This window comes from Streptomyces sp. YJ-C3 (genome assembly GCF_053891275.1).
The window spans coordinates 645,891-667,200 of record NZ_CM132685.1; the positions used below are offsets into that span (position 1 = coordinate 645,891).

Annotated in this window: 18 protein-coding genes; 11 read left to right on the forward strand and 7 right to left on the reverse strand. The window is 72.1% G+C overall.

Features of this window, described 5'->3' with window-relative positions:
- Positions 1 to 56 precede the first annotated feature (56 nt).
- The gene (locus ACVHNB_RS02900; RefSeq protein ID WP_456227351.1) at positions 57 to 3,305 is read right to left on the reverse strand and encodes a S41 family peptidase; all 3,249 of its coding nucleotides are present in this window, start codon (positions 3,303 to 3,305) and stop codon (positions 57 to 59) included.
- Between the two features lie 176 nt (positions 3,306 to 3,481).
- Here ACVHNB_RS02900 and ACVHNB_RS02905 point away from each other — a divergent pair, with 176 nt between their 5' ends.
- Entirely contained in the window at positions 3,482 to 4,069 is a 588-nt protein-coding gene (locus ACVHNB_RS02905) for a TetR/AcrR family transcriptional regulator (RefSeq protein ID WP_428953006.1), read from the forward strand.
- A 123-nt stretch (positions 4,070 to 4,192) separates the two neighbouring features.
- On the forward strand, positions 4,193 to 6,400 hold the full coding sequence (locus ACVHNB_RS02910; RefSeq protein WP_428953005.1) for an MMPL family transporter: 2,208 nt from the start codon (positions 4,193 to 4,195) through the stop codon (positions 6,398 to 6,400).
- On the opposite strand, the gene ACVHNB_RS02915 is transcribed toward ACVHNB_RS02910, so the two are convergent.
- Complete coding sequence (locus ACVHNB_RS02915) at positions 6,401 to 6,763, reverse strand: SsgA family sporulation/cell division regulator (protein ID WP_456227352.1); 363 nt, start codon at positions 6,761 to 6,763, stop codon at positions 6,401 to 6,403.
- A gap of 133 nt (positions 6,764 to 6,896) precedes the next feature.
- Between ACVHNB_RS02915 and ACVHNB_RS02920 the strand changes: the two genes are divergently transcribed.
- The 6 genes from ACVHNB_RS02920 (at position 6,897) to ACVHNB_RS02945 (ending at position 12,040) form a co-directional block, all read left to right on the forward strand.
- On the forward strand, positions 6,897 to 7,952 hold the full coding sequence (locus ACVHNB_RS02920) for an energy-coupling factor ABC transporter permease (protein WP_428953003.1): 1,056 nt from the start codon (positions 6,897 to 6,899) through the stop codon (positions 7,950 to 7,952).
- A 1-nt stretch (position 7,953) separates the two neighbouring features.
- Positions 7,954 to 8,715, forward strand: a complete 762-nt coding sequence (gene cbiQ, locus ACVHNB_RS02925) for a cobalt ECF transporter T component CbiQ (RefSeq protein ID WP_428953002.1) — start codon at positions 7,954 to 7,956, stop codon at positions 8,713 to 8,715.
- Positions 8,703 to 9,464 (forward strand): energy-coupling factor ABC transporter ATP-binding protein, encoded by a 762-nt coding sequence (locus tag ACVHNB_RS02930; RefSeq protein ID WP_456227353.1) that lies wholly within the window; start codon positions 8,703 to 8,705, stop codon positions 9,462 to 9,464. The genes cbiQ and ACVHNB_RS02930 overlap by 13 nt, the downstream gene beginning before the upstream one ends.
- Positions 9,461 to 9,985: a GNAT family N-acetyltransferase gene (locus ACVHNB_RS02935; RefSeq protein ID WP_456227354.1), complete on the forward strand. Its 525-nt coding sequence runs from the start codon at positions 9,461 to 9,463 to the stop codon at positions 9,983 to 9,985. The genes ACVHNB_RS02930 and ACVHNB_RS02935 overlap by 4 nt, the downstream gene beginning before the upstream one ends.
- A gap of 103 nt (positions 9,986 to 10,088) precedes the next feature.
- Positions 10,089 to 11,249 (forward strand): serine hydrolase domain-containing protein, encoded by a 1,161-nt coding sequence (locus tag ACVHNB_RS02940; protein WP_428952999.1) that lies wholly within the window; start codon positions 10,089 to 10,091, stop codon positions 11,247 to 11,249.
- A 17-nt stretch (positions 11,250 to 11,266) separates the two neighbouring features.
- The gene (locus ACVHNB_RS02945; RefSeq protein WP_456227355.1) at positions 11,267 to 12,040 is read left to right on the forward strand and encodes an SDR family NAD(P)-dependent oxidoreductase; all 774 of its coding nucleotides are present in this window, start codon (positions 11,267 to 11,269) and stop codon (positions 12,038 to 12,040) included.
- 12 nt (positions 12,041 to 12,052) lie between these two features.
- Here the strand turns inward: ACVHNB_RS02945 and ACVHNB_RS02950 are convergent, their stop codons facing one another.
- The 5 genes from ACVHNB_RS02950 to ACVHNB_RS02970 form a co-directional block, all read right to left on the reverse strand.
- Positions 12,053 to 12,904, reverse strand: a complete 852-nt coding sequence (locus ACVHNB_RS02950) for an EamA family transporter (protein WP_428952997.1) — start codon at positions 12,902 to 12,904, stop codon at positions 12,053 to 12,055.
- Positions 12,901 to 13,389: a YbaK/EbsC family protein gene (locus ACVHNB_RS02955; RefSeq protein ID WP_428952996.1), complete on the reverse strand. Its 489-nt coding sequence runs from the start codon at positions 13,387 to 13,389 to the stop codon at positions 12,901 to 12,903. The genes ACVHNB_RS02950 and ACVHNB_RS02955 overlap by 4 nt, the downstream gene beginning before the upstream one ends.
- Before the next feature lie 51 nt (positions 13,390 to 13,440).
- Positions 13,441 to 15,138 (reverse strand): penicillin-binding transpeptidase domain-containing protein, encoded by a 1,698-nt coding sequence (locus tag ACVHNB_RS02960; RefSeq protein ID WP_456227356.1) that lies wholly within the window; start codon positions 15,136 to 15,138, stop codon positions 13,441 to 13,443.
- Between the two features lie 98 nt (positions 15,139 to 15,236).
- Positions 15,237 to 16,877, reverse strand: a complete 1,641-nt coding sequence (locus ACVHNB_RS02965) for a penicillin-binding transpeptidase domain-containing protein (protein ID WP_456227357.1) — start codon at positions 16,875 to 16,877, stop codon at positions 15,237 to 15,239.
- A gap of 144 nt (positions 16,878 to 17,021) precedes the next feature.
- A complete protein-coding gene (locus ACVHNB_RS02970) occupies positions 17,022 to 18,788 on the reverse strand; it encodes a dolichyl-phosphate-mannose--protein mannosyltransferase (RefSeq protein ID WP_428952993.1) in 1,767 nt (588 codons plus the stop codon).
- Between the two features lie 84 nt (positions 18,789 to 18,872).
- Here ACVHNB_RS02970 and rsmI point away from each other — a divergent pair, with 84 nt between their 5' ends.
- The 3 genes from rsmI to ACVHNB_RS02985 all read left to right on the forward strand — a co-directional run bounded on the left by rsmI (position 18,873) and on the right by ACVHNB_RS02985 (position 21,307).
- Positions 18,873 to 19,757: a 16S rRNA (cytidine(1402)-2'-O)-methyltransferase gene (gene rsmI, locus ACVHNB_RS02975; RefSeq protein ID WP_428952992.1), complete on the forward strand. Its 885-nt coding sequence runs from the start codon at positions 18,873 to 18,875 to the stop codon at positions 19,755 to 19,757.
- A gap of 197 nt (positions 19,758 to 19,954) precedes the next feature.
- Positions 19,955 to 20,401: a hypothetical protein gene (locus tag ACVHNB_RS02980; protein WP_456227358.1), complete on the forward strand. Its 447-nt coding sequence runs from the start codon at positions 19,955 to 19,957 to the stop codon at positions 20,399 to 20,401.
- Positions 20,402 to 20,425: 24 nt separating this feature from the next.
- Entirely contained in the window at positions 20,426 to 21,307 is an 882-nt protein-coding gene (locus ACVHNB_RS02985) for a TatD family hydrolase (RefSeq protein ID WP_428952990.1), read from the forward strand.
- Positions 21,308 to 21,310 lie beyond the last annotated feature (3 nt).

Here is a 21,310-nt window from a genome sequence, read left to right on the forward strand (position 1 = left end):
TGTTCCGGCCCCGGTGTTCCGGCCCCGGCCCCTCGAAGGGGCCGGGGCCGGCCGCCCTACCGGGGCGGCAGTCGGGGGCGTCGCCGGTCCGGTACGTCCGAGTGGTCCGGCGGGTTCTTCGCGCCCTGCTCCTTCAGCAGGTCGAGGGCGAGGTGCACCGCGTCGTCGAGCTGCGCGTGCCGGCCCTCCGCCCAGTCGAGCGGGGTGCGCAGCACCTCGATGTCGGGGTCGACGCCCCGGTTCTCGATCGACCAGCCGTACTCGGGGAACCACGCCGCGTTCATCGGCACCGTGATCACCGTGCCGTCGCCGAGCTTGTGCCGCCCGGTCATGCCGACGACCCCGCCCCAGGTGCGCTGGCCGACGACCGGGCCGAGCGCGAGCAGTTTGAAGGCCGCCGTGATCATGTCCCCGTCGGAGGACGTCGCCTCGTCGGCGAGCGCGACCACCGGTCCCCGGGGCGCGTTGGAGGCGTACGACACCGCCTGGGCGTTGCGGGTCAGGTCCCAGCCGATGATCTTCCGGGTGAGCTTCTCGACGACCAGCTCGCTGATGTGGCCGCCCGCGTTGCCGCGGACGTCGACGATGAGCGCGGGCCGCGAGACCTCCATGCGCAGGTCCCGGTTGAACTGGGCCCAGCCGGACCCGCCCATGTCGGGGATGTGCAGATAGCCGCACTTGCCGTTGCTCAACTCCCGGACCACGGCCCGGCGTTTGGCCACCCAGTCCTGGTAGCGCAGCGGGCGCTCGTCGACGAGGGGGACCACGGCGACCCGGCGCGCGCGGCCCTCGCCCTCGGCGGGGGAGAAGGTGAGCTCGACGGTCGTGCCGCCCGCGCCGGCGAGCAGCGGGAACGGTCCGGCGACCGGGTCGACCGGGCGGCCGTCGACGTGCGTGAGGAACGCGCCCTCGCGGATGCCGGTGCCGGCCAGCGGGGAGCGGGCCCGGGAGTCGGACGAGTCGCCGGGCAGGATCCGGGCGAGCATCCAACCGCCCTCGCGGCAGAGGAAGTTGGCGCCGAGCAGGCCCTGGGCGCGCTGGTAGTGCGCGGGGCCCTCGTTGCGGCGGGACGCGGAGACGTAGGCGTGCGAGGTGCCCAGTTCGCCGAGGACCTCGCGCAGCAGGTCCGCGAACTCGTCGGGGGACGCGACCCGTTCGACGAGCGGCCGGTACTGGGCGAGCACCCCCGACCAGTCGATGCCGCACATCGACGGCTCCCAGAAGTAGGCGCGGATGATCCGGCCCGCCTCGTCGAAGGCGCCGCGCCACTCGGCGGGCGGATCGGCCTCGTGCAGGATGCGGCGCAGGTCGATCCAGACGGTGGTGTCGTTGTCGCCGGCCTCGGTGGAGGGCACGGCGCGCAGCTCGCCCTCGTCGCCGACGACGAGCCGGGTGCCGTCGCCGCTGACCGCGAACCAGTCCATGTGGTCGACGAGCTGGGTCTTCTTGCCCTTGGCCAGGTTGAAGTGTTCGAGGGTCGGCTGGGACGAGGTGTCGGCCGGGTTCGCGAACGTCTCGCCGAGCGCGCCGGAGATCGGCCAGCGCAGCCAGACCAGGCCGCCGCCGGAGACCGGGTGCAGCGCGGAGTACTTGGAGGCCGCGACCGGGAAGGGCACCACGCGTTCGGCGAGGCCCTCGATCTCCACGGTCGGCGTGCCGTCGCCGGTGGCGTCCCTGTCGTCGACCGGGTCGAGGCCGCCCGCGGCGGTGCGCCCGTCCGGGGAGAGGGCGAACGGCGAGGAGGTCGCGGACGACAGGGGGACGAGATAGGGGCGGCAGCCCAGCGGGAAGGACAGATCGCCGGTGTGCACGTCGTAGACCGGGTCGAAGCCGCGCCACGACAGGAACGCGAGGTAGCGGCCGTCGCGGGTGAAGACCGGGTTCTCGTCCTCGAAGCGGCCGTTGGTGACGTCGACGATCGTGCGGTCCTTGATGCGGGCCATCTTGATCTGCCGCAGGGAGCGGCCGATGCCCGGGTGCGACCAGGTCAGCCAGGCGCCGTCGGGCGAGAAGGCGAGGTCGCGGACCGGGCCGTTCGTGGACCGGATCAGCTCGGTGACCTCGCCGTCCGACTCCTCCGTCGCGTCGATCAGCAGCAGCCGGCCGTCGTTCGAGGCGAGGGCCAGGCGCTCGCCGTCGGGGTCCGAGACCAGTTCCTGTACGCGGCCGAGGTCCCCGGAGGCGAGGCGGCGCGGCTCCCGGTCGCCGCTGGCCCGCGGCAGGTAGGCGATCTCGACGGCGTCCTCGCCCGCGGCGTCGGTGACGTACGCGACCTGTCCGCCGGAGCCGAGCATCTCGGGGAGGCGGACGCGGACGCCCGGGGTGTCGGTGATGGTGCGGGCCGGGCCGTCGCGGTGGGTCAGCCAGTACAGGCTGCCGCGCACCACGATCGCGCTGGCCCGGCCGGTCTCGTCCACGGAGAGGGCGTCGACGTGGTGGGCGGCCGGGACCTGGTAGCCGCGGCGGCCGGTGCGCGGGCCGCCGAGCCGGACCCGCAGCCTGCGCGGCACGGAGCCGGGGTCGAGCGAGTCGAGGATCCACAGCTCGCCCGCGCACTGGTAGACGACGCGGGTGCCGTCGGAGGAGGCGTGCCGGGCGTAGAAGGCGTCGTGGTCGGTGTGCCGGGTCAGGTCCGAGCCGTCGGGCAGGCAGGAGTAGACGTTGCCGATGCCCTCGTGGTCGGAGAGGAACGCGATGCGGCCGCCGACGAACATCGGGGCGTCGAGGTGTCCGTCCAGGTCGGCGAGGACGCGCCGGCCGTGCACCCACAGCCGGCCCTGGGCGCCGCCCCGGTAGCGCTTCCAGGCGGCCGGTTCGTGCGGCGGCGTCCCGGTCAGGAGCAGGGTCTGCCGCTCGCCGTCGATGTCCGCGACCTGGATGTCGGAGACCGGACCCCAGGGGAGCTTGCCGCCGGGGGAGCCGTCGGTCGGGACGCTGTAGGCGAAGGTGAAGTAGGAGAACGGCTCGCCGTGCGAGGCGACGGCGAGGATGTCCCCGTCGGGGGACCAGCCGCGCACCTGGGTGTCGACGCTGCCCCAGTACGTGAGCCGGCGCGCGGAGCCGCCGTCCACGGGCGCCAGGTAGATCTCTGGGTCCAGGCTGCGCCACGTCGTGTACGCGAGGTGCCGGCCGTCGGGCGAGAACCGTGGATGGCTGACCTTGGTGCGGTCGGCGGTGACCCGCCAGGCCCGCGCGGAGCCGTCGAGCGGGGCGACCCACAGATCGTCCTCGACCACGAAGCAGAGTCGCTCGCCGCTCAGGTGCGGGAATCGTAGGTAGGCCCGGGTCGTGTCTTCCTCAGTCACCACAGTCACCTCCTCATGCTTTTCCGTGATGACACCTCCGGCAACCGGGGCCCCGGAGATCCGCGGGACGCGACCGCGGGGCCGCATGTGGCGCACCCCACGTACGAAACGGTTTCGTTTCGTTAGGCGGCGGGGTATGTTCAGGGCGTACGAGACGGAGAGGTCAGGTGAGGATCATGGTCGCGGAGGCAACGACGCGTCGCAGCCGGATCACGCCCGAGCGCGAGGCCGAGCTGTACGGGGCCGTGCTCGACCTGCTCCGGGAGGTCGGTTACGACGCGCTGACGATGGATGCCGTCGCCGCCCGCACCCGGGCCAGCAAGGCGACGCTCTACCGCCAGTGGGGCGGCAAGGCCGAGCTGGTCGTGAAGGCGCTGCGGAGCCAGAAGCCGCAGTTCGACGAGATCGACACCGGGTCGCTCCGCGGCGACCTGCACGCGATGGTGCTCCGCGACGACGACTGTCACATGGAGCAGAACAGCGCGTTGATGCGCGGCCTGATGGTGGCCGTGCACGCCAACCCCGATCTGCTCGAGGCCTTCAAGGAATGGATCGTCGCACCCGAGCTGTCCGGTCTCGACCGGATGATGCAGCGGGCGGTGGACAGAGGCGAGGTCCGGGCCGACAACCCGGCGCTCGACTACATCATCCACATGCTGATCGGCGCGTTCGCCACGCGCACGCTCATCGACGAGCAGCCGCCCACCCAGGCGTACCTCGCCTCGTACATCGACGCTGTGGTCCTCCCCGCCCTCAGCTCCTGACCCCCCTTCCGCACCACCCAGTTCACCCCGCACACCTGACGCGACCGCTCACGTCGTCGGGCTGATCTTCCCTGCCCAGCATCAGCCAAGGCTGACCCTCGACCTGACCGGGAGTACGCCCTCGTGGCCACGTTCCTCTACAAACTCGGCAAGCTCGCCTTTCGCCGACGGCACTTCGTCGCCCTCATATGGGTGGCGCTGCTGACGCTCGCGGGCGTCGGCGCCGCCTCCGCGCCGACCGCCGCCTCCAGCTCCTTCTCGATCCCGGGCACCGAGGCCCAGAAGGCCTTCGACCTGCTCGACCAGCGCTTCCCCGGCTCGGCCGCGGACGGCGCCACCGCCCGTGTCGTCTTCAAGGCCCCGGCGGGCGAGAAGCTCACGGGCGCCGCGAACAAGGCGGACGTCGAGGACACCGTCGCCGCCCTCAAGTCCAGCTCGAAGCAGGTCGCCTCGGTCGCCGACCCGTACGTCGCGAAGACGGTGAGCAAGGACGGCACGATCGCCTACGCCTCGGCCTCGTACAAGGTCTCCTCGATGGAGCTGACCGACGACGACCGGGACGGGCTGCAGAAGGTCATCGACGAGGCCAAGAAGACCGGCCTGACCGTCGAGGTCGGCGGTGACGCGCTGCAGGCCATGCCGGAGACCGGCGCCACCGAGATCATCGGCATCGCGGTCGCGGCCGTCGTCCTGGTCGTCACCTTCGGCTCGCTGCTCGCGGCCGGGCTCCCGCTGCTGACCGCGCTGATCGGCGTCGGCATCGGCGTCTCGTCGATCACGGCGCTCGCCAACGCGCTCGACCTGGGCACCACCACCTCCACCCTGGCGATGATGATCGGCCTCGCGGTCGGCATCGACTACGCCCTGTTCATCGTCTCCCGCTACCGCGCCGAGCTCGCCGAGGGCCGCGAGCGCGAGGAGGCCGCCGGACGGGCGGTCGGCACCGCAGGCTCGGCCGTCGTCTTCGCCGGTCTGACCGTCGTCATCGCGCTGGTCGGCCTCGCCGTCGTCAACATCCCGATGCTGACGAAGATGGGCGTCGCCGCCGCCGGCACCGTCGCCATCGCGGTCCTCATCGCGCTGACCCTGATCCCGGCGCTGCTCGGCTACGCGGGCAAGCGCGTCCACGGCCGCAAGGCCCGCAAGGCGCTCGACTCCACCGAGAAGGCGGAGCCCAAGGTCAACATGGGCACCCGCTGGGCCCGCCTCGTGCTGCGCCGGCCGGTGCTGGTCCTGGCCGCGGGCATCGTCGGTCTCGGCGCGATCGCGATCCCGGTCGCCTCACTGGAGCTCGGCCTGCCCGACGACGGCGTCCAGCCCACCGACACCACCCAGCGCAAGGCGTACGACCTGCTCTCCGAGGGCTTCGGCCCGGGCTTCAACGGCCCGCTCATGACGGTCGTCGACGCCAAGGGCGCGGACGACCCGAAGGCCGCCGTCGACCGGGTCGTCACCACGATCAAGGACACGGACGGCGTCGCCGCGGTCACCCCGGCCACCTTCAACAAGGCCGGCGACACCGCCATCATCAACGTCGTCTCGAAGTACAAGCCGTCCTCCGTCGAGACCGAGGACGTCGTCCACGCCATCCGCGACGCGGGCCAGGACATCACGGCCGACACCGGCGCCGAGCTCGCGGTCACCGGCTCCACGGCCATGAACATCGACGTCTCGCAGAAGCTCAACGACGCGCTCGTGCCCTACCTGGCCCTCGTCGTCGGCCTGGCGTTCCTGCTTCTGATGGTCGTCTTCCGCTCGGTCCTCGTCCCGCTCAAGGCGGCCCTCGGCTTCCTGCTCTCGGTGCTCGCCGCGCTCGGCGCCGTCGTCGCCGTCTACCAGTGGGGCTGGCTCGGCTCGCTCTTCGGCGTCGAGCAGACCGGCCCGGTCATGTCGATGATGCCGATCTTCATGGTGGGCGTGGTCTTCGGTCTCGCGATGGACTACGAGGTGTTCCTCGTGACCCGGATGCGGGAGGCGTACGTCCACGGGGAGCGCCCGGCGCAGGCCATCGTCACCGGCTTTCGGCACGGGGCCCGGGTGGTCACGGCCGCGGCGATCATCATGATCGCGGTGTTCGCCGGCTTCATCGGAAGCTCCGAGCAGATGGTGAAGATGATCGGCTTCGGCCTCGCGATCGCCGTCTTCTTCGACGCGTTCGTCGTCCGCATGACGATCGTGCCCGCGGTGCTGGCGCTGCTCGGCAAGAAGGCCTGGTGGCTGCCGAAGTGGCTGGACCGCGCGCTGCCCAACGTGGACGTCGAGGGCGAGGGCCTCAACGCGGCCTCGGCCGACGGGCGCCCCGAGGAGGACCGGGAGCTCGTCAACGCCTGATCAGGGTGTGACCGTCGCCGGGGTGACGGCCGTGTACGTACGACGCAGGAAGCGGATCAGCGCCTTCACGTCGAACTGCACGACCGTCACCCCGTTCGGCTCTTCGGGCCCGCGGGCGTGGAACTCGATGACCGCCTGCACCCGCCCGCACGGCCAGATCCGCACGTCGCCGCCGGTCACCGGGGCGCGCAGCCCGCGCTCCAGCAGGTCGCGCGGAAAGATCCACTCGCCGGAGTCGGGAAGGGTGACGCGGACCCGCCCGTCGTAGCGCAGCACGACCGGCACGGCGCGGGCCGCGTCGGGGGAATCGGTGACGACGCGGGCGCGGGCGTACTGCTCCACGTACTGCTCGGCGGGGCTCATGTCATCCAATGTCCCATATGTCCGTCTGTACGGACCAGGTGTCATTGAACCCGAGGCGCTCTTGCAAGCCGTTCGCAACAAAGCACTATCATCGAACGGTTAACCAACTGCCCGAGCGCCGGAGAACCCTGCCATGCATGTACCCGACGGATTCATCAACGCCCCCGTGTCGGCGGCCGCCGGTGTCGTCGCCGCGGGTGCCGTCGCCGTCAGCCTGCGCGGCGCGCGCCGCGAGCTCGACGAGCGCACCGCGCCGCTGGCCGGCCTGGTCGCGGCGTTCATCTTCGCCGTCCAGATGCTCAACTTCCCCGTGGCGGCGGGCACCAGCGGCCATCTCCTGGGCGGAGCGCTGGCCGCGATATTGGTGGGCCCCTATACAGGGGTCCTCTGTGTGTCCGTGGTGCTCCTGATGCAGGGCGTGCTGTTCGCGGACGGCGGCCTGACCGCGCTCGGCGTGAACATCACGGACATGGCGATCACCACCACGGTCGTCGCCTACCTCGTCTTCCGCGGCCTGGTGAAGGTGCTGCCCCGCAGCCGCCGCTCGATCACCGTCGCGTCCTTCGTCGCCGCCCTGCTGTCCGTCCCGGCGGCCGCGGTCGTCTTCACCCTGGTCTACGCCATCGGGGGCACGACCGACGTCTCCATCGGCAAGGTCGCCACCGCGATGATCGGCGTGCACGTCCTGATCGGCATCGGCGAGGCCGTGATCACGGCGCTCACCGTCGGCGCGGTCGTCGCCGTGCGGCCCGACCTCGTCCACGGCGCGCGCGGCCTGACGCAGCCCCTCAAGCTGAAGGTCGGCGGTGAGCTGGTCGACGCCCCGGCCGCCGAGCCGGCCCCGGTCGCCGCCCGCTCGCACCGCAAGATCTGGATCACCGGCCTGGTCACGTCCCTCGTGCTCGCCGGGTTCGTCTCCTTCTACGCCTCGGCCAGCCCCGACGGCCTGGAGAAGGTCGCCCACGACAAGGGCATCGACCGGAAGACCGAGGCGCACGCCTCCGCCGACTCGCCGCTCGCCGACTACGGCGTCAAGGACGTCACCGACGCCCGCCTCTCCGGCGGCCTCGCCGGGATCATCGGCGTCGGCGTGACCGTCGTCGCCGGATCCGGCATCTTCTGGGCGCTGCGCAGGCGGCGGACGAGCGACGCGGCCTCCACCGAGGTCCGCGCCCCGGAATCGGTCTGACATGGGCGCGGGACACGCGCACCGGCTCTACCGGCACGGGCACTCGCCCGTGCACGCCCTGCCGCCGCACACGAAACTGGCCGCGGTCTTCTGTTTCGTCGTGGTCGTGGTCTCCACCCCGCGTGAGGCGATGTGGGCGTTCGCGCTGTACGCCGTGCTCCTCGCGTCGGTCGCGTACCTGGCGCGGGTGCCCGCGGGGTACCTGCTCAAGCGGCTGCTGATCGAGGTGCCCTTCGTCGCCTTCGCCGTGCTGATGCCGTTCGTCGCGGAGGGCGAGCGGGTGCAGGTGCTCGGCCTCTCGCTGAGCGAGAGCGGTCTGTGGGGCGCGTGGAACGTGCTGGCCAAGGGCACGCTCGGGGTCGCCGCGTCGGTGCTCCTCGCCTCCACGACGGAGCTGCGGGAACTGCTCCTCGGACTCCAGCGCCTGAAGCTGCCCCCGCTCCTCGTCCAGATCGCCTCGTTCATGATCCGCTACGGGGACGTCATCACCGACGAGATGCGGCGGATGAGGATCGCGCGGGAGTCGCGCGGCTTCGAGGCCAGCGGCGTACGCCACTGGGGAGTCCTCGCCAAGTCGGCGGGGGCGCTGTTCATCCGCTCCTACGAGCGCGGTGAGCGCGTGCATCTGGCGATGGTCAGCCGGGGGTACGCGGGTTCCATGCCGGTGATCGACGAGGTGACGGCGTCGCGGGCCCAGTGGTCGTACGCGCTGGCCCTCCCGTGTGCCGCGCTCGTGGTGTGTCTGCTGGGATGGGTGCTGTGACTGCTTCTCTAGAGGTTTCCGGACTGGCCTTCGCCTATCCCGACGGGCACCAGGCCCTCTTCGGTGTCGACCTGACGATCGGGAAGGGCGAGCGGGTCGCCCTGCTCGGCCCGAACGGCGCGGGCAAGACGACCCTCGTCCTGCACCTGAACGGCATCCTGACCGGCGGCGCGGGCACCGTCACGGTCGCGGGCCTGCCGGTCGACAAGCGGCACATGGCCGAGATCCGGCGCAAGGTCGGCATCGTCTTCCAGGACCCCGACGACCAGCTGTTCATGCCGACGGTCCGCGAGGACGTCGCGTTCGGCCCCGCCGCGGCGGGCATGAAGGGCCCCGAGCTGGAGGCCCGGGTCCGCAAGGCGCTCGCGTCGGTCGGCATGGAGGAGTACGCGGACCGGCCCCCGCACCACCTCTCCTTCGGTCAGCGCAGGCGGGTGGCGGTCGCGACGGTCCTGGCGATGGAGCCCGAGATCCTCGTCCTGGACGAGCCCTCCTCCAACCTCGACCCGGCCTCCCGCCGTGAACTGGCCGACATCCTGCGGTCGCTGGACGTCACCGTCCTCATGGTCACGCACGACCTGCCGTACGCCCTCGAACTGTGCCCGCGCGCGGTGATCCTCAGCGAGGGCGTCATCGCGGCGGACGGCGGCACCGGCGCGCTGCTCATGGACGAGGACCTGATGCGGGCTCACCGCCTGGAGCTGCCGTTCGGCTTCGACCCGAAGTCCGTTGCGGGGAAGACGGGTTGAGCCCGGCGGCGGCCGAGACCGTCAGCACCGCCCGGCTCGACCTGCTGCCGCTGCGCGTGGCGCACGCACGGGAGATGGCCGCCGTGCTGTCCGACCCGGCGCTCCACACGTTCATCGGCGGCGCCCCGGACACCCCGGACGCCCTGCGCGCCCGCTACGAGCGCCTCACCGCGGGTTCCCCGGACCCCGGCGTCACCTGGCTGAACTGGGTGATCCGGCTGCGGGCCGACGAATGCCTGACGGGCACGGTCCAGGCGACGGTCGGCCGCCCCGCCGCAGAGCCCGCTGAGGTCGCCGAGATCGCCTGGGTGGTGGGCACCCCGTGGCAGGGCCGGGGCATCGCCGTCGAGGCGGCCCGCGGCCTCGTGGGCCTGCTGGACCGGCAGGGCGTGCGCTCGGTCGTCGCCCACATCCACCCCGACCACCACGCGTCCGCCGCCGTGGCCGCGGCGGCCGGGCTCACGCCGACCGGCGAGGTGCACGACGGCGAACTGCGGTGGAGCCGCCGCCTGGGCCGCTGAGGTGCCGCTGAGGGGCCACTGAGGGGCGCTGAGGGTGCCTCCCACCGCACACGAGCGGAATCAACCGGCATCGTTGCCTGTTGCACCCACCGTGGATACAGCAGTGAACGGCACGACCGCCCCCGGATTCGAAGGCGTCCGTCCCGCCTTCGCCCGCAATTTCGCGGAGGGCGGCGAGCGCGGCGCGGCCGTCGTCGTCTACCAGGACGGCCACAAGGTCGTCGACCTGTACGCGGGGACGCGCGACGTGGACGGCGGCGAGGCCTGGCAGCCCGGCACCGCCCAGATCATGCGCTCCGCCACCAAGGGCCTGGCCGCCGCCGCGCTGCTCCTGCTCCACCAGCGCGGGGAGCTCGACCTGGACGCGCCGGTCGGCGCGTACTGGCCCGAGTTCAAGGCACGGGGCAAGGAGGCCGCGCTCGTCCGGCACGTGCTCGCCCACCGCGCGGGCGTCCCCGCCCTGGACCGGCCGCTGACGCCGGCCGAGGCCGCCGACCCGGACCGCGGCGCCGCGGCCGTCGCCGCGCAGACCCCGGCCTGGGCCCCGGGCACCGAGCACGGCTACCACGCCCAGACGTACAGCTGGCTCACCGGCGAACTCGTGCGCCGGGTCACCGGACGCTCCCTCGGCGCGTACGTCGCGCAGGAACTGGCCGGGCCGGCCGCCGCGGACGTGTGGATCGGCCTGCCCGCGGCGCAGGCCCACCGGGCCGGCCGGGTCGGCCCCGTCGAGGCCCCGGCCGTGCCCGGCGGCCCGCGCTCGCGCCCCAAGCGGGCCCTCGTCGAGGCGTACACGGACCCGGCGTCCCTGACCCGGCGCGCCTTCGACTCGATCAGCCCGTCGCCGGACGAGAACGACCCGGGCTACCGCGCCGCCGAGCTCCCGGGCTCGAACGGCTTCGGCACGGCCGAGGGCCTGGCCCGCTTCTACGCCGCGCTGACCGGTGAAGTGGACGGCGGGACACGGCTGTTCACGCCGGAGACGGTCCGGCTGGCCCGCACGGAGGCCTCGTCGGGCCCCGACCGCGTCCTCGCCGTTCCCTCCCGCTTCGGCCTCGGCTACATGCTGCACGGCATCGCCTCCCCGCTGCTGACCCCGCACTCCTTCGGCCACCCGGGCCGCGGCGGCGCCCTCGGCTTCGCCGACCCGGAGACGGGCATCGCGTTCGGGTACGTGACCAACGGGATGCGCAAGGGCGTCACCGCCGATCCGCGCGCCCAGGCGCTGGTGAAGGCGGTACGGCAGGTGCTGAACTCCGGCTGACGGGCTACCGTCCCGGCATGAACCGCTTCGAGGGACACGGAGTACTGATCACGGGCGCGGGCCGCGGCATCGGCGCCGCCGTGGCCCACCGCCTCGCCGCGGAGGGAGCTCACGTCCTGATCACCGACATCGACGTGGCGTCCGCCGAGAAGGTGGCCGGGGAGATACGCGAACAGGGCGCCGTCGCCCGGGCGTTCTTCTGCGACGTGGGGGACCGGGCCGCCGTCGAGGCCGCCGTGGCCCACGCCGTCGAGGAGTTCGGCCGCCTCGACGTCCTCGTCAACAACGCCTACGCCTGCCATCCCGACGCCGACCTCTTCGAGGACGAGGACGACGAGGCGTGGGCCCGTGACCTGGACCTCTCCCTCACCGGCGCCTACCGCTGCTGCAAGGCCGCCCTCCCGCACCTCGTCGCGTCCGGCCGCGGGGCGGTCGTCAACATCGGCTCCGTCAACGGCGTCCAGGACTTCGGCAACCACGCCTACAGCGCCGCGAAGGCGGGCCTGATCTCACTGACCCGGACCCTCGCGGGGCACGCGGGCCCGCGCGGCGTGCGCGTCAACCTCGTCGCCCCCGGCACCGTGCGCACCCGCGCCTGGTCCGAGCGCGGCCGCAACCCGGACGCCGTACGGGAGTCGTACCCGCTCGGCCGGGTCGGGGAGCCGGCCGACATCGCGGCGGCGGTGGCCTTCCTGGCATCGCGGGACGCGGCCTGGGTGACCGGGGCCGTGCTGCCGGTGGACGGCGGGATCACGGCGGTCAACACCGGGTTCAGGCGGACCGCCCCGTAGGGGGCACACCGCTCAGCCCGCGTGCAGCATCAGCCCGATCCCGGCCACCATCACCGCCGCCGCGACCATCCGCGGCAGGCCGAACCGCTCCTTGAAGAAGACCGCCCCGATCGCCGCCCCCACGATGATCGACGACTCCCGCAGCGCGGAGATCGGGGCCAGGTCCGCCCGGGTCTGGGCCCACAGCACGAGCCCGTACGCCGACACGGACAGAGCCGCGCCCAACAGGCCGAGCGGGGCGAACGGCCGGATCCTCGTGACCAGTTCACCGCGCCAGCGGTACGCCGCGAACACCGGCACCACGAGCCCTTGGAGGACCATCAGCCAGGCGATGTACCCCGCCGCGGACCCGGAGGCGCGCACTCCGAGACCGTCCACCACCGTGTACGCGGCGATGGACACCCCCGTCGCGAGAGCCGCGCCGAGCGCCCGCCAGTCGGGCCGGCGCCCCGAGCCGCGCAGCCCCCACACCGCGAGCCCGGTGAGCCCCGCGCAGGACACCGCGACGCCCGCCGCCTGCCAGCCGCCGGGCACCTCGCCCGCGAACACCGCCGCGAGCACGGTCACCACGAGCGGCGCCGTGCCCCGTGCGATCGGATAGGCCTGGCCGAAGTCGCCCAGCCTGAACGACGTCATCAGCAGCACGAAGTAGCCGATGTGGATGACCGCCGACGCGATCAGGTACGGCCAGGCGCCCGCCGCCGGGACCGGCGAGAACAGCGCGATGGCGAGCCCGATGAGGGTGCCGCCGCCGGAGATGAGCGTGAAGGCGACGAGCTTGTCGGGGATGTGGTGCGCCAGCGCGTTCCACGACGCGTGCGTGACGGCGGCGAGCAGGACCGCCGCGGCGACTATCGGGGTCATTCCCGGACGTCCACGAGCGTGGCGCCCGCCTGCGCGGCGAGGTCCTCGGGCGCCATCGGGAAGACGGCGTACGGGGTGCCCGCCGCCGCCCACACGATGTCGTGCCCGAGCAGCGAACGGTCCGCGAGCACCCGGGTCCGGGTGAGGTGGCCGAAGGGTGGGACACCGCCGATCGCGTACCCGGTGAACTCCCGCACCACGTCCGCCTTGGCGCGGGTCACCTTCTGGGCGCCCAGCTCCCGCCGGACCAGCTCGACGTCCACCCGGGACGCGCCGTCCATGAGGACCAGCACCGGCACCCCGTCCGCCGCGAAGATCAACGACTTGCAGATGGCGCTCAGTTCGCAGCCGATCGCGTCCGCCGCCTCCTGCGCGGTGCGGGTCGCCTCCGGGAAGCGGCGTACCCGCGGCAGGAGTCCGGCCAGGCCGAGCTCGGTGACGGCCTCGGCGAACCGGGGATGTGCTGCGCTCTCGTCTGTCGTCATGAGCGGCACGCTAACGGTCGATGTACCGCCCAAGCGAACTGGTTTGCGGGGTCACCCTGCGCCGTTGAGGAGCATCTCCCGGACGATCGGGCCCGCCGAGTCGCCGCCGTGCCCGCCCTGCTGCACCACGGCCGCCGAAGCGAGATCGCCGCGCCAGGCCGTGAACCAGCCGTTGGGCTCCTTCTGCCCGTCGACCTCGGCCGAGCCGGTCTTCGCGCCCATGTCGGAACCGAGCCCGGACATCGGCTTCACCGCCGTGCCCGCGACCGCCGTGTAGTGCATCAGTTCCCGCAGATCCGCGACCGTCCTGCCGGACAGCGTCCGGGACGCCTTCGCGAGCGTGCGGTGGTCGAACTCCGGCGACACCAGGTACGGCTGGTGGAAGGTGCCCGACTTCACGGTCGCCGCGACCGACGCCATGTTCAGCGGGTTCATCCGCACCCCGCCCTGCCCGATCAGCGAGGCCGCCATCTGCGCCTGCGACTGCACCGGCACCGCGCCGTCGAAACTCGGCACGCCGATCGCCCAGTTGTCGAGGCCGAGACCGAAGACCTGCTGCGCCTGCTTGGTCAGCGAGTCGTCCTGCAGCTTCGGGGCCTGGCTGATGAAGGCCGTGTTGCAGGACGCGGCGAAGCTCGCCTTGAACGTGCCGTTCTTGATCTGGAACTTGTCGTCGTTCTGGAACTTCCAGTGCCCGTACGTGAAGTACTTCGGGCACGGGTGCTCCTTGTTCACGTCCGCGAGCCCCTTCTCCAGAAGCAGCGACGACGTGATGACCTTCATCGTGGAGCCGGGCGCGAGGGACCCCTGGAACGCGGTGTTGAAGCCGGGGCTGGAGTTGGCCACGCCGAGGATCTCGCCGGTCGACGGCCGGATCACCACGACCGAGGCCCGCTCCTTCGAGGCGACCTGCTTCTCGGCGGCGGCCTGCACGGCCGGGCTGATCGTGGTCCTCACCGTGCCCGGGGTGCCCTCGGAGAGCGTGAGCAGCGTCTTGTCGGGCAGCGCGTTCTTCTCGTCGCCCTTCGCGGACTCCTTGCGCGCGATGCGCAGTTCGACGCCGGCCGTGCCGCCCGCCTTCTTGCCGTACTTCTCGCGCAGCCCGTCGATGACCGTGCCGAGCGAGGGGTACTTCTTCGCGGTCAGCTCACCGCCCGAGCGGTCCACCGCCTTGACGGGCGGATCGCCCGCCTCACCGGTGACGAGCCGGTCCCCGTCCTTCAACTCCGGGTGCACGACCGACGGCTGCCACGAGACGAGGACCTTCCCGTCGCTCTTGCGGCGCACCGCCGTGAGCGAGGAGTCGTACGCGTACGGCTTGCTGAGCTTCTTCGCGTCGGCGCCCTTCTCCTCGTACGAGACCGTCGACGTGACGTGGAAGGGGACCTTGGCGCCGGCCCGCTTGCCCGGGGCCAGCTTCACGCCGGAGAGGTGGGCGTCCTCGGCCAGGGCGGTGAGCGCGGCCTGCGCGGCGGTCGGGTCGTCCGTGTACGCGGCCGCCTTCGCCGGGGAGCCGGACTGCCAGGCCGTGAGGAACCGGTCCGCCGCGGTGCGCACCTCGGCGGCGGACGGCGGGCCCGACGGCACCTTCGGCTTCTCGTCCGCCGACGCCGACGACCCGTTGCCGCTGTCCATCAGGGCGTACGCGCCGACGCCCGCCCCGACGACGGCGACCACGACGGCCGCGCCGATCACCAGGGCATGGTTGTTCTGGCGCGCGGGAGCCTTGCGCTTGCCTCTGGTGCCCAACGTCGTCCTCCGGTGGTTCTGCGGGTGGCCCAGATTACGGGGTGCCCCAAGTCGCTTTCGTCGTAGGACAGAACGCCGTACAGGGCCCTGCGGTTTCGTTACGATCCGGCGCGCAACACGGACGCCACGATCGGGCCGGCCGCGTCGCCGCCGTGGCCGCCGCCCTCGACCATCGCGGCGGCCGCGACATCGCCGCGGTAGCCGGTGAACCAGGAGTTGGACACCGCCTGGCCGTCGACCTCCGCCGACCCGGTCTTCGCCCCGAAGTCACCCGTGAGACCGGACATGGCGCGCGTGGCGGTGCCGATGGACGAGGTCGCGGTCAGCCGCATCATCTGCTTCAGCTGGGCCACGGTCGAGGACGGCAGGCCCTGGGCGGTGGCCAGTTGCCGGTTGCCGAGCTTCGGCGCGACGAGGACCGGCTGCCGGAACGCACCGGTGATCGCGGTCGCCGTCACCGACGCCATGTTCAACGGGTTCATCGTCACCTTGCCCTGGCCGATCATCCCGGCCGGGCCGTCCGAGTCCTCGGTGACCGGTACGGAGCCGTCGTACGAGACGATCCCGGTCTGCCAGTCCTTGCCGAGGCCGAACCGGTTCTGCGCCTCGGCCGCGAACCGGTCCGGACCGAGGTCGTCGGAGAGACCGATGAAGGCGGTGTTGCAGGAGCGGGCGAAGCTGTCGGCCAGTGTCGCGCCCTCGTTGGGCGGCATGCCGGTGAGGTTGTGGAAGGTCTGGCTCAGCGCGACCTTCGAGGCGGGGCAGGGCGCCGCCCGGTTCATCGACGTGACACCGTTGTCGATGAGCGCCGCGGCGGTGATGATCTTCATCGTGGAGCCGGGGGCCACCTTGGCCTCGAACGCCGCGTTCCAGTCGCCGTACCCGTGGTTCGCGACCGCGAGCACCTCGCCCGTGGACGGTCTGACCGCCACCATGGCCGACTTGGAGAACTTCGTCACCGACTGCTCGGCCGCCGCCTGGGCGCTCGCGCTGATCGTCGTCTGCAGCCTGCCCGGCTTGCCCTTGGCGAGCGTGAGCAGCGTCTTCGCGGTCGTGGGGCCGTCGGCGCCCTCACGCCTGATGAACGTCTCGATGCCCGGCGAGCCGCCCGCCTCGTCCCCGTACCGGGAGCGCAGCGTCTCCAGGACAGGCCCGAGCGAGGGGTACTTCTTCACCGTCAGGACGGTCCCGGCGCGGTCCACGGCCTCGATCGGCGGCACCGCCGACTCGCCCGTGACGAGCTCGTCGCCCTCCTTCAGGTCCGGGTGCAGCACGGACGGCCGCCAGCGGACCAGGGCCCGGCCGGTGGTGTCGCCGCGCACGACCGTCAGCGACGAGTCGTAGGAGAGGGTCCTACTGGCCTCACCGAACCGGACCGTGGCCTTGACCTTGAACGGGACCTTGCTGCCGCTCGGGGTGCCCGCCGTCAGGACGGTGCGCGTGATGTGCGCCTCGTCGTGCCAGCCGGCCAGCGCGGTCCGCGCGGCGCTCGCGTAGTTCGTGTACGACGCCGCCCCCGCCGCGTCGTTCTTCGCCCAGGCCGCCAGGAACTTCGCCGACGCCTCCTTGACCTCGCCGGCCGACGGCGGACCGGTTCTGCGGTGCTCCGCGTTCGACCCCGACAGTGACGAGCCGTCGCCCGACACCGCCGAGACGATGTTGTAGGCCCCGTATCCGGCACCGCCCACCATGACGGCGAACACCCCGCCGACGATGGCGACCTTGGCCCCCTTGCGCATGTGCGCCCCTCCCCAGGTTGACGGAAGGGACTGTAGGCATGTCAGGAGCGCCGGGTGAGGGGAGTTTTCCAGATGGTGCCCGAAGGTGTCCGAAGAGAGATCACAAATCCGGCCGAATGCACCCCGGTCCGTCGATGAGCCCGGCTAGACCCAGGTGTCCAGCCACATCCGCGACCGCCAGGAGTCGATCGGGATGGCGTGGCCCGTGTAGATCGGCCAGAAGTAGACGAAGTTCCAGGTGATCAGCAGGACCAGCACACCCGCGCCCGCCGCGCCGACCACCCGCCGCCGCTCGGACGATCCGGGGCGTCCGACGATCGCGCCCAGCATCATCGCCAGCGCCAGGCAGAGGAACGGCGCGAAGACGACCGCGTAGAAGTAGAAGATCGTCCGCTCCTGGTAGTTGAACCAGGGAAGATAGCCCGCCACGACGCCGCAGACGATCGCGCCCGCCCGCCAGTCGCGCTTGAAGAACCAGCGCCACAGGACGAACAGGAGCGCGAGACAGGCCGCCCACCACAGCAGCGGGGTGCCGAGGGCGAGCACCTCGCGGGCGCACTTGTCGGCCGCGTCCGCCGGGCAGCCCTCCCGGCCCGCCGACGGGGACTCGTAGAAGTACGAGACCGGGCGGCCGTCGACCATCCAGCTCCACGGGTTGGACTGGTAGGTGTGCGGGGAGCTGAGGTTGGTGTTGAAGACCCAGACCTCGTGCTCGTAGTGCCACAGGCTGCGCACCCAGTCCGGCAGCAGCGTGAAGTGGCCGCCCTTGCCCGCGGTCGCCGCCCAGTTGCGGAAGTAGCCGCCCGTGCCGTCGGAGGGGGAGAGGATCCAGCCCAGCCACGACAGCACGTACGTGCCGACCGCGACCGGCACCGTCGACACGAAGGCCGGCAGGACGTCCCGCTTCAGGACCGCCAGGTACGGGCGCCGCGCCCCCGCCACGCGCCGCGAACCGACGTCCCACAGGACCGACATGAGCGCGAACGCGGCCAGATAGATGAAGCCGTTCCACTTCGTGCCGGCCGCGAGGCCGAGGCATAGCCCCGCCAGCAGCCGCCACGGGCGCCACCCGAGCCGCAGCGTGTCCGCGATGTGCGCGTCGGGGCGGACCAGGCCGTGCTCGTCGACCGGGAGCGCCGCCGCCAGCCGCTCGCGGGCCCTGTCCCGGTCCACGACCAGGCAGCAGAAGGCCGCCAGGACGAAGAAGACGAGCACCGAGTCGAGCAGCGCGGTGCGGCTCATCACGAACGCGAGGCCGTCCACCATGAGCAGCGCCCCGGCCAGGCAGCCGAGGAACGTGGAGCGGAACAGCCGCCGCCCGATCCGGCACACCATGAGCACGCACAGCGTCCCCAGGACCGCCGTCATGAACCGCCAGCCGAACGGGTTGAAGCCGAAAAGCCACTCGCCGATCCCGATGACGTACTTGCCGACCGGCGGATGCACGACATACGACGCGTCCGTCGGAATCGCGACGTGGCCGTTCTTCTCCAGGATCAGGTCATTGGCGTTCTTGGCCCAATTCACCTCGTATCCGCGGTGGATGAGCGCCCACGCGTCCTTGGCGTAATACGTCTCGTCGAATATCACGGCCTTCGGGCTGCCGAGATTCCAGAAGCGCAGCACACCGGCGACGAGCGTGACGAGCAGCGGGCCGGCCCAGCCGAGGATCCGGTTCGCCTGTTCGGCGGTGAACCGGCCCAGGCCGAACGACGCCCACAGCCGCGAGGACGGCGCGGGATACGGCGGCACGAGACGCGTGCCCACGTCACCGCTTCTGTCCTGCGGCGGCCGGTACCCGAACCGGCGCAGGCCGCGCAGCCACGACGACGGCTGCCGCTCCCCGGCGGGGGCCTGCTCGGGCGGGGCGCTGGTCGGGGTCGGGTGGGACGACGACGCGGTACTTGTCACCGCGCCATCGTAGGGAACCGCGCTGTGCGAGTCCCGTGTGCGGGCCCGACTCGGCCGGACACGCGTCCCTGCGAGGATGGATCCGTGACAGGAAGCCCTGATTCCCCCCAGTCCGCCGGAACGCTCGTGCTCGCCGGTACGCCCATCGGCGCCATCTCCGACGCGCCGCCCCGGCTCGCCCAGGAGCTGGCCGTCGCCGATGTCGTCGCCGCCGAGGACACCCGGCGCATGAAGCGGCTCGCGCAGGCGCTCGGCGTGCACGTCGGCGGGCGCGTCGTGTCGTACTTCGAGGGCAACGAGGCCGCCCGCACCCCGGAGCTGGTCGAGGCGCTGACCGGCGGCGCGCGCGTGCTGCTCGTGACCGACGCCGGCATGCCGTCCGTCTCCGACCCGGGGTACCGGCTGGTCGCCGCCGCGGTCGAGCAGGACATCCGGGTCACCGCCGTCCCGGGCCCGTCCGCCGTGCTCACCGCGCTGGCGCTGTCCGGGCTGCCCGTCGACCGGTTCTGCTTCGAGGGGTTCCTGCCGCGCAAGGCCGGCGAGCGCCTGAGCCGTCTGAAGGAGGTCGCGGACGAGCGCCGCACCCTCGTCTACTTCGAGGCCCCGCACCGCCTGGACGACACCCTCGCCGCGATGACCGAGGCGTTCGGCGCGTCGCGCCGGGCCGCCGTGTGCCGGGAGCTGACCAAGACGTACGAGGAAGTGAAGCGCGGGCCGCTGGCGGAACTCGCCGAGTGGGCCGCCGAGGGCGTCCGGGGCGAGATCACCGTCGTCGTCGAGGGCGCCCCGGCGAAATCGGCCGAGAACATCACCCCCGACGAGCTGGTGCGCAGGGTGCGGGTGCGCGAGGAGGCGGGGGAGCGGCGCAAGGAGGCGATCGCCGCCGTCGCCGCCGATGCCGGGCTACCCAAGCGGGAGGTCTTCGATGCGGTGGTGGCGGCAAAGAATGCGGCCCGGAGCACCCCATAGGCGCGTAAAGGACTAACCTGAAAAGCAAAGCGAAGACCGGGTGCCGCGGCCATTTCGACAGGGAAATGCCAAATCGGCTCCAACAGTCGACAGGTCTTTTGCGCTCGGCCCGGCGGAGGCGTCCACTGGTTGAAGGGACGCACCCGTCCCCACGCTGCCTCCGGGCAGCGCTTGTCCAGCGGACAAGAGGAGCTGGCATGAGCGAGTTCGCGGTCTCCAAGACGGCCACCGGTGCGCAGGCGCCCCCGCTTCCGAATCGCAGCGCGGCGATATCCATCGCCCACGAGTCGTATTCGTTCGCCTGCATGCGGTGCGGGCACGGCTGGGAGCAGTCGTACGAGATAGAGCACCACGTCGACGGTGACGGTGCGGAGTTCGTGATGTACGTGGCGGACGGTGAGCACGTGCCGTCGCCCCTGACCCGGCCCACCTGCCTGAACTGCGGCGGCAACGTCGTGCGGATCATGCGGGCGGGGCAGGTGTCGTCGGTCTCCTCGGCCCTCGCGGCCTTCCACCAGCGGCGCGCGACGCCCCGCACCGGCTCCGAGGCCGGCGAGGGCGGGGACGGCCCGGAGCCGCGACACCACCACTGGCACCTGTCCGACCTGCTGCACCCCTTCGGCCACCACAAGAAGGAGGCGTGAGCGCGGCTTCGTAGGATCGGGGTCATGAGCCCCGAGCGTTCCAAGGACGTCACCCCGCCGCCGCTGCCCGCACCGCTCGCGGTGGAGGTCGCCGACTCGCACACCCACCTGGACATGCAGGCGGGCACCGTCGAGGAGGGCCTCGCCAAGGCGGCGTCGGTGGGCGTGACGACCGTGGTGCAGGTGGGCTGCGACCTCGCCGGCTCGCGCTGGGCGGCCGAGACCGCCGAGGCCCACCCGCAGGTGCACGCGACCGTCGCCCTGCACCCGAACGAGGCGCCCCGCATCGTGCACGGCGACCCCGACGGATGGTCCCGGCAGGGCGCCCGCGAGCCGCTCGGCGACGCCGGGCTCGACGAGGCGCTCGCCGAGATCGACCGGCTCGCCGCGCTGGCGCACGTCAAGGGCGTCGGCGAGACCGGCCTCGACCACTTCCGCACCGGCCCCGAGGGCAAGGCCGCCCAGGAGCGCTCCTTCCGCGCCCACATCGAGATCGCCAAGCGGCACGGCAAGGCGCTGGTCATCCACGACCGCGAGGCCCACAGCGATGTGCTACGCGTCCTGAAGGAGGAAGGCGCCCCCGAGCGCACCGTCTTCCACTGCTACTCCGGCGACGCCGAGATGGCCCAAGTCTGCGCACAGAACGGCTACTTCATGTCGTTCGCGGGCAACGTCACGTTCAAGAACGCCCAGCCGCTGCGCGACGCCCTCGCCGTCGCCCCGCTCGAACTGGTCCTCGTGGAGACCGACGCGCCCTTCCTGACCCCGGCCCCGTACCGCGGTCGGCCTAACGCCCCGTATCTCATTCCGATCACGCTGCGCGCCATGGCGGCGGTCAAGGACGTCACCGAGGAAGCCCTCGCGACATCGGTCTCGGCCAATACGGCCCGCGCTTTTGGTTACTGACCC